Genomic DNA, 8,860 nt, shown 5'->3' on the forward strand with positions numbered 1-8,860 from the left:
GGTCAGTTTCATGATAGATTTTAGAGACATAAGATACGCTGCACACTGAAATTATCTTTGGGTCATTATAGGATCAATCATTCTGTGGTGCTCCCTAACCAATAACTAATAACCAATAACTAATGACTTCTTTTTCAGGGATTGACCGATCGCACAAACCAATTGCCATCCCCGTCGCGCCCGTAAAGCGATCGGTTCTGGGGTTCCCCCCGCAACTCCAAAAAATCCACCGTTTCCGGTTCCAACAGCAGCAAGCAAAAACTAGGCAGCGGCTCGATCGCATCTGGGGAAGCACAATCAAAAGCAGTAGCCTCAGCCTTGTCTTTCCCAGGTTCGGGCCAACCAAACTGCACCCGCGCCCCCTCAGAAAGCTCCTGCCAAGCTGTGCGGCGGGCTGCGTACAACTCTACATCTGGACAATCTGCCCCTGCCAAAATCAGTTGTCCAGCAATCCGAAATTGTTCCCGAGTTTTAGGGAAATACCAGCAAATCTCCCCCCAAGGATAGAGATTAATTTCCTCTGCCTTTTGACTGCGAATATCTGTAATAAACTTTAACTGGTTGGTGTTTTCCAAAAAGCCTCGAAACACCACAGTGCGGTTAGCAGGACGCCCGTCAGGACGAACCGTTGCTAGTTGCAAGTAGCGGGCATAGGCAAGACTGCGGTTGCGGTGGAGCGATCGCGCTAAGGGCGATCGCCAAAGTGCTAAAGACATAATGAATATCCTATTATATGGGTAATTGGCGATCGGTAGTTGGCAATCAGTAATCGGTAATCGGTAATGTACTAAGCCTGCTTCTTCCTTTTAGTTAATGACCAATGACTAATAGACCTCTTGCAAAAAAGATATATGTTATAATCAGAGGCTTTGAATTAAACATCTCCCATAATTGTGGAACAGGCATCCTGCCTGTTATTCACAGGCTTTTTGGGAGATATCTAATCAACTAAAGCAAAACTTTCCATTATATCAGAAAATTATTTTGCAAGAGGTCTAATGACTAATGCCCTATGCCCTATGCCCTATGCCCTATGCCCTATGCCCTATGACCAATGACCAATGACCAATGACTCTTTTTCTGCTATTAGTAATATTATGTCAAATACAGCCTCAAAACTCAAAACTATTGAAACTCCCCACAGCGGCTACCACTGGGACGGCAGTTCCCGGCGCTTTTTTGAAGGCTGGTACTACCGAATAACATTACCAATTCACGGACAATCCTTTGCATTCATGTATTCCATAGAAGACCCCAGAGGCGGTCAACCTTACAGCGGCGGTGCCGCCCAAATTCTCGGCCCCAAAGATAGCTATTTGTGCCGCACCTTCCCCGATGTAAATAAGTTTTGGGCGCACCGAGACACATTGGGTTTAGGACATTGGGGCAAAACAGATTTACAAATTAAACCAGAATATTTAGAACCACAAGTATTCGACAGCCGTATCGAAGAAGGCTATCAAGCTACTGCTACTTTGAATCAAGGTTATCTGCACGATCCAGGAACTGGCAATCACTGTTTTTGGCAATACGAAATCAAACCTGTTTACGGCTGGGGAAACTCCGACGAACTCCAAAAATCCACGGCGGGAATGCTATCTTTTTTGCCAGTGTTTGAGCCTGGATGGCAAATTTTAATGGCTCACGGTTTAGCCACGGGTTGGATCGATTGGAACGGCGAACGCTATGAATTTAAAGACGCTCCCGCTTACACCGAAAAAAACTGGGGCGGTGCTTTTCCGCAAAAATGGTTTTGGATAAATTGCAATTGTTTTCAAGGCGAAAGCGATTTAGCATTAACTGCTGGGGGTGGCAAGCGGGGCGTGCTGTGGTGGATGGAATCGGTAGCAATGATTGGCATCCATTACCGAGGCAAATTCTACGAATTTGTGCCTTGGAATTCCCAAGTAACTTGGAATATTGAACCTTGGGGAAGCTGGAAAATGCAGGCGAGAAACAGCCAGTTTGAAGTTGAGTTAAGTGGCAGTACAAAAAGTTCTGGCACCTATGTGCGAACTCCTACAGCCAAGGGTCTGGCTTTTTGCTGCCGCGATACGACGCACGGCGAATTGCGCTTGCAACTGCGAGAATTGTTGGGGGGAAATGTTGAGAAAAATGGCAAGCAGCGCTCTAAAATTATCTTAGAGGCTCAAAGTTCTTTGGCCGGTTTGGAAGTTGGCGGCGGGCCGTGGGATGCAGTTTGGCGATCGAATTAAGTCAGTAGTCATTAGTCATTAGTCATTAGTCATTAGTTAAATGTCTATTAATTACTGACTGCTGAGAACTCACAACTGCCAACTGCCAACTGCCAACTGCCAACTGTCAACTGTCAACTGTCAACTGTCAACTGTCAACTGCCAACTGTCAACTGTCAACTGTCAACTGTATTCAGACTTTACTTTAAATTAAAGCCAATTTCTTCATTATTAATAGAGCCGTCGGGCATTATCGCTCCATTCAGCACCGCACCTCTGAGATTTGCTCCCGTTAAATTAGCGCCTTCTAGATTAGCATTGCTCAGATTTGTGACTTGTTTGGAACCTCGGAAAAAGAAGCTGTGCAAATCAGCATTTGTCAAATTAGTGTCTGCCAGATTAGCATATTGCAAATCAGCACCGTGCAGGGTCGCATCAGTTAAATTAGCTTGGGTGAGATTGCTTCCCCAAAGTCTAGAATCCAACAAATTAGCATCTTGTAAATTGGCGCGACTCAGATTTGCCAAAGTCAGATTAGCATCCCACAATTTTGTGCGGTTGAAATTAGCTTCGGTCAAATTGGCTCGACTGAGATCCGTGCCCAAAATATCAGCATTTGCTAAATTGGCGCTGGTGAGATCTGCGTCAGAAAGGTCAGCATTTTTTAAATTAGCACCGGACAAGTTGGCGCCGCTCAGGTTGGCACCGCTCAAGTTGGCTTCTTGGAGATTAGCTCCTCGCAAATCGGCAGCGCTCAAATCGCATTGCTTCCACAGAAAGCTGACGCACCAATTATCTTTTAATAGCTGACTCAGATCCTCGGCATTCGCGGCAATCACAGGAGGAGTTAAGTAGAGACTAAATAGGGCGATCGCGAATACTGTCGCGAAGAAAGTTTTTAACGTCAGAACTATTTTCATTGACACTAATTGCAATAGATTCTTGATGTGTAATCAGAGCATATCAAAGAATAAGCAACTTTCATCGGCAATATTACTCAAAAATATCAGTGAAATGTCGATCGCCCTTAGCCCAGCCCCCAACTTAACTCGGCGAGTCGCGGGTGAATCCTCTTACCTAGAAAATGGGTTGCTTCACAGATGCGTCGGTGCTAGAGATTTTTTTTCCCTAAACCCTGTATCAGATGCTCGCAAGTGCGATCGGAATTTACTGATAGCATATATTGCGACAATGCAAGAAGCTGTTGCCCATTTAAATTGTATATTTTAATAAACTATTCTCCTCCAGCGTCAAATATTCTCAACCTCTTCCTCTCTCCCTCTTTCTCTGGTGAATCTGGCTAGCAAAAATAAATTGTTCAGTTCGCTTAAAACTACGAAATTTAGCGGTTTATAGACGCAATTATCCTTGGTTGTGACTGGCGTCACGAACTAAACCCAACTGTCATCACACAAATCAATCCCCGAGCATCACCAAATCTCCTCAAACTTATCACCTCCCCGAGAGTACGGATATCACTGTCAGTAGCTGAAAGATGCAAGAAAATTAGAGCATACAGTTAAACACCCGCCCTCCCATGCGTACTATCCCCTTTCTCCCGAGTCAATTAGCTGTCACAACTATTTTCAATTCGATCGAATTTTTGGGATTCGCCAATACTTCAGGTAAAGTATTTTCGGGCGAGCAAGCCCAAGCGCGACAAGAGGCAAATTTAGACGTTAGCACCAAGAAGGTTTACAGTGCAGGTTTAAAAAGTCTCGAACAAAAGGACTTGCACGCTGCGATTAAAAATTTCACCGCCACAATAAACATTAATCCGCAATTCGCACCAGCTTACAACGATCGCGGTGTTGCCCGCTACAGATTAGGCGACAAACAGTCTGCGATCGCCGATTTAACTACCGCCATCGAACTCAATCCCTATCGAGCCAAGTATTACAACAATCGGGCGTTTATGCTAGCTGGCTCAAAAGATTATGCTGGGGCGATCGCAGATTACAACTCAGCACTGATGCTCAACCCCAATTTGGCTCAAGCTTACTTTAACCGAGGCACTATCCACTTGCAAATGGAAAATTCCCTCGCAGCACTAGCTGATTTTGAATCAGCAATTCGCCTCGATCGCAATTTTGCCAAAGCTTACTTCAACCGAGGAGTGACTAGATATAAATTGAGAGAAGTTCAAGGAGCATTTGAGGATTTTCAGAAAGCAGCAGGGCTATTTAAGCAGCAATCGAGAATGGATTGCTATCAAGATGCTGTCTCTAAACTTAGAAAGTTATGTTATTAATTAAATTTGGCATAAGCCATAAAAAATAGATTGTATAACCAGGGGCTGGCATCTAATAAAAGATATGGATATTGAGCCGAAAAGTATTAGAAATTGGGTCGAGTTGAACTCAACCCAATTCACTTAAAACTACCCAATTCTTAAGGCTACATCGCCAGTGGGTAGGTCATTAGGACGAGGAACAATCGGAGACAAAGGAATTGCAAAAACTGCATTTCTGACGGAATCGACAGTAGCATTTTTTACAATAGCAGGAGACCCAGCTAAGTTAATTAAAGTATCGCTGCCAGATTGAGTGAATGTGGTATCCGATAATTTTCCTGTCAAAGCAATGCGATCGCCTTCACCTGGTTTAAAATCAAGTATTGTATGATTCGTTGGGAGTAGCAGAATAAAAGGCAGACTCGCAGGATCGACTCCGACCAAAACAAAAGTATCTGCACCACTACCTCCGGTGAGAGTATCGTTGCCTGTATCCCCAATCAAAATATCATTGCCATCGCCACCATTTAAGACATCATTCCCTTGCCCACCCCGTAAAAAGTCGTTACCAGCATCGCCATTAAGAGTATCGTCGCCGAAATTTCCGTTGATAATATCGTTGCCAACACCACCGCTAATTAAGTCGCTACCTTTGCCACCTCTGAGAAAATCGTCGCCTGCTTCCCCGGTGATAGTGTCGTTGCCTTTGCCGCCGTTAATGGCATCATCAATCGATGAACCGATAATGCGATCGTTGGCGCTACCTCCGCGCACGCCGCTGGGGTTTTGCTGAGAGTCTTGGGCAGTGACTTGATAGTTGTTCGGCGTATTAGGCAAGTTGAGCGATCGCAAAGGCAGATTTACAAAATTAGTATTATTCACAAAACTATTCAACACAGCAGCATTGGGAATAATACTCGAAACCCGACTGGGGACAATCCCTGCAACAACTTTGGCACTCGAAATGCGATCGCCCTGCTGCACCGCATTAACCGTCTCAAAACCTTGAATTACATTGCCAAAAACAGCATAATTGCCATCCAAAAACGGCAAAGCATCCAAAGTAAAATAGAACTGCGAAGAAGCCGTATTTAAACCACTATTAGAACGAGCCATTGCCACCGCCCCTTTCGTGTGAGGCAACTGTGGCTTTTGCGTGACAACTTGGTTGTAAACTGGCTGTGCCGCCCCTTGCGGCTTGATTTCCAAAGGAATAAAACGCGCCTGATTAGTATCCGGATCGATAAAATTACCCGTTCCCAATTGACCCGCCGGAATGCTAGTATCCTTGCTGCGCGGATCGCCCCCTTGCACCACAAAAGGATCCGGCTGGCGCACAACTCGGTGAAACATCACCCCATCGTAGGTGCCACGTTCAACTAAATCAACAAAATTTCCCCCAGTAATCGGCGCATTAGTGCCATCTACTTCGATCGTCACCGGTTGACCATTAATTACCTGGACTACTGTAACTTTGCCTGTTAACGGGAGTGCAGCGCTCATAAGTAAATTGCTATTTGAGTAAGTGATATTTCGGTTTGATACCAAATCCTGGCTAAATGTTCCCTTTATTTCCTAGCCAGCAGAAGCGGGCATCCTCTGTATAAAAGCGGTTTTAAACACCGAATCATCAAAGGGGTGGGTAACTCAGATTTAGCAAGCACAGCAGAATCCCCACACCATACCTGTACTCAGGTTAGTGTGGGATGAATGCGAGGCAATGAGGAATTGACCGACGAGCAATATTGAACGCAGTTCAATTAGCGATGTCGGTCGGTGACTCATTGCCAATCTTTGATGTTGGCAATGAGTCAATCAGCTCTTCAATGACTTGAGTCATTGTCTTATCGGATTGAACAGCATATAGCCGTAACTTATGGAAACGTCGCTCAGACATCCTTAATCTTAATTGTTTATTTTTCATGTGGCTACACAATGGTTACACAATCATGCTACCATAGTGCTAACAGGAGGTAAAAGCAAATGAGGACGGCATACCAGTACAAATTACGCCCAGGCAAACAACAAGCAATAGAATTAGACAGGTGGTTGTCTATGCTTTGCGCTCAATATAACTATTTGTTGGCAGATAGATTTAACTGGTACGAGCAAAATCGTTGTCCTATCAATGCTTGTCCTCTTGTTTGTCACCTTCCAGAATTACGGGACAATCCCGATTACTACAGTCAAAAGAAAACACTACCTAACCTCAAGAAAACTCATCCTTGGTATGGCGAAATTTACTCGCAGGTTCTTCAGGATATTGTCAAGAGAGTCAAGGTAACTTTTGATAGATTCTTGAAGGGTGACAGTAACGGAAAACGTAGTGGCAGACCAAGATTTAAGTCTCGCAACCACTACAGAACCTTTACCTATCCTCAAATGAAGGATGGATGCTTGCAAAACAATTTAATCAATCTTCCGATGTTTGGAAAAGTTAAGGTTGTTTTGCATCGTTCCATTCCGAATGGTTTCAAAATCAAAACTGCTTCTGTCACTAAAAAAGCTGACGGTTACTATTTAACCCTCAGCCTGGAAGATGCGACAGTGCCAACAATTAAACCAGATTTCAATCCAGATTTAATAACTGGTATCGATGTTGGCTTAAAGGAGTTTTTGACAACTTCTGAGGGTAAAACTGTTGCTATACCTCAACATTATCGCAAATCTCAAAAACGTTTAAAAGTTATTCAGAAGCGTGTTTCCCGTCGTAAAAAAGGAAGCAATCGAAGATTAAAAGCGGTAAAACAGTTGGGCAAGCAGCATAAAAAAGTTGCCGACAAACGTAAAGATTTTCATTTCAAAACTGCTAACAACTTGTTGAAAAAATATGATGTTGTCGCGGTTGAAGATTTGAATGTCAAAGGACTTGCGCGTACATGGTTGGCAAAATCTGTTCTTGATGCCGGATGGTCAAGCTTTCTGTCGATACTGACAAACAAAGCCGAAAATGCTGGTTTGTTGGTTATCCCTGTTAAAGCGTCTGGTACAAGTCAAGATTGTTCTATTTGTGGCGTTAAAGTTCCTAAGAAGCTACATGAGAGATGGCACGACTGCCCCCATTGTGGATGTAGTCTTGACCGCGACCATAATGCAGCAATAAATATCAAAAACAGAGCGGTAGGGCATTCCGTTCTTAAAGCTCAGTTAACGTCCGAAGCAATAGCTGGAGTCGCTGAGAAGCCTACACTGTACTGTACGAGCGTCAGTGTAGGAGTATGTCACTATTAGAAGCAATTCGCGAATTGCCCCTACCCATTTAATCAGAAAACTGTAAACTTGTGTTAAGTACAGTTCTACTTGTTAATTTATGATTTCCCGGCGCAAGTTTTTTAGCACTTTATTGGCAATTTGTCTAGCCCTTCTGAGTTTCAACTTTGCCCCTCCAGCCTTAGCCCTCGGTGGCAAGCTGCCGGCGGTGAATCAAGCCGCACCAGACTTTAGTCTACCGACAAACAGCGGCGACGGGCAAATCTCGCTGTCCGATTATCGCGGTAAATGGCTCGTAGTCTACTTCTATCCCAAAGATTTTACATCCGGTTGTACGATCGAAGCGCGTCGATTCCAGCAAGACTTGCCGAAATACTTAGCAAAAAACACTCAAATCATCGGCATCAGCGCTGATGATGTCAACTCCCACGCAGAATTTTGTGATTCTGAAGGTTTGAAATTTCCGCTATTAGCAGATACCGACGGCAAAATAAGTAAAGCTTACGGTTCTTGGATGAGTTTTATCTCTTCCCGGCACAGTTTTATTATTGACCCTGAAGGAATTTTGCGGGAAACATTTGTTAAAGTTAATCCCGCCATTCACTCCAAAGAAGTGTTAGCTCGTTTAGGCGAATTGCAGACTAACAGCTAATATTGTGTCACCTCGAATCACCGCAATCAAATAGGTTCGTAGTGAGGACTTTAGTCCTTCCCCTCTGTTTTCAGAGAACTAAAGTGCTGACTGCGAACCCCAATCAGATAGGTTCGTAGTGAGGACTTTAGTCCTTCCCCTCTATTTTCAGAGAACTAACGTGCTGACGGCGAACCGCAATCAAATAGTTTCATAGTGAGGACTTTAGTCCTTCCCCTCTATTTTCAGAGAACTAATATCAATTCCGGCTGCGCCGGAATGACAAGCGAGGACACGGCAGTGCCGTTTCCCTACCGTGATTAATCGTAGGGACACGGCACTGCCGTGTCCTGATTTCGGGTAATATTAATTCAGATGCAACCGGAATTGATATAAAGTGCTGACGGCGAACCGCAATCAAATAGGTTCGTAGTGAGGACTTTAGCCCTTCCCCTCTATTTTCAGATGACTTTAATCCTCACAACGAAAGTTATCATGGTTATTTTACAAGAGACGATAAATGGTAACCAGACAAGCTGTAGAGCAAATCTAAAATCGCCTGTCTCGCCATACTCAATGAGAATTGAACTT

7 protein-coding genes are annotated in these 8,860 nt (G+C 44.1%); 4 read left to right on the top strand and 3 right to left on the bottom strand.

What is annotated here, in order from left to right; all coding sequences use genetic code 11:
- Window positions 1-134: 134 nt before the first annotated feature.
- Window positions 135-716, bottom strand: coding sequence for an Npun_F5749 family FMN-dependent PPOX-type flavoprotein (locus JGK20_RS30215; protein ID WP_293190330.1), 582 nt, complete (start codon window positions 714-716; stop codon window positions 135-137).
- A gap of 381 nt (window positions 717-1,097) precedes the next feature.
- On the opposite strand from JGK20_RS30215, the gene JGK20_RS30220 reads away from it, so the two are divergent.
- Window positions 1,098-2,216, top strand: a complete 1,119-nt coding sequence (locus tag JGK20_RS30220) for a tocopherol cyclase family protein (RefSeq protein WP_293176445.1) — start codon at window positions 1,098-1,100, stop codon at window positions 2,214-2,216.
- 179 nt (window positions 2,217-2,395) lie between these two features.
- Here the strand turns inward: JGK20_RS30220 and JGK20_RS30225 are convergent, their stop codons facing one another.
- Window positions 2,396-3,115, bottom strand: coding sequence for a pentapeptide repeat-containing protein (locus JGK20_RS30225; protein ID WP_293176447.1), 720 nt, complete (start codon window positions 3,113-3,115; stop codon window positions 2,396-2,398).
- Between the two features lie 617 nt (window positions 3,116-3,732).
- On the opposite strand from JGK20_RS30225, the gene JGK20_RS30230 reads away from it, so the two are divergent.
- Window positions 3,733-4,446, top strand: coding sequence for a tetratricopeptide repeat protein (locus tag JGK20_RS30230; RefSeq protein WP_293176449.1), 714 nt, complete (start codon window positions 3,733-3,735; stop codon window positions 4,444-4,446).
- 129 nt (window positions 4,447-4,575) lie between these two features.
- Here JGK20_RS30230 and JGK20_RS30235 read toward each other — a convergent pair whose 3' ends face one another.
- Window positions 4,576-5,931, bottom strand: coding sequence for a peptidylprolyl isomerase (locus JGK20_RS30235; protein ID WP_293176451.1), 1,356 nt, complete (start codon window positions 5,929-5,931; stop codon window positions 4,576-4,578).
- Between the two features lie 480 nt (window positions 5,932-6,411).
- Here JGK20_RS30235 and JGK20_RS30240 point away from each other — a divergent pair, with 480 nt between their 5' ends.
- Together JGK20_RS30240 and JGK20_RS30245 are read left to right on the top strand one after the other, a co-directional pair.
- On the top strand, window positions 6,412-7,659 hold the full coding sequence (locus tag JGK20_RS30240) for a transposase (protein ID WP_293233245.1): 1,248 nt from the start codon (window positions 6,412-6,414) through the stop codon (window positions 7,657-7,659).
- 79 nt (window positions 7,660-7,738) lie between these two features.
- Window positions 7,739-8,290: a peroxiredoxin gene (locus tag JGK20_RS30245; protein ID WP_293195862.1), complete on the top strand. Its 552-nt coding sequence runs from the start codon at window positions 7,739-7,741 to the stop codon at window positions 8,288-8,290.
- Window positions 8,291-8,860 lie beyond the last annotated feature (570 nt).

Source organism: Microcoleus sp. PH2017_05_CCC_O_A (assembly GCF_020738785.1).
GTDB lineage: Bacteria > Cyanobacteriota > Cyanobacteriia > Cyanobacteriales > Microcoleaceae > Microcoleus.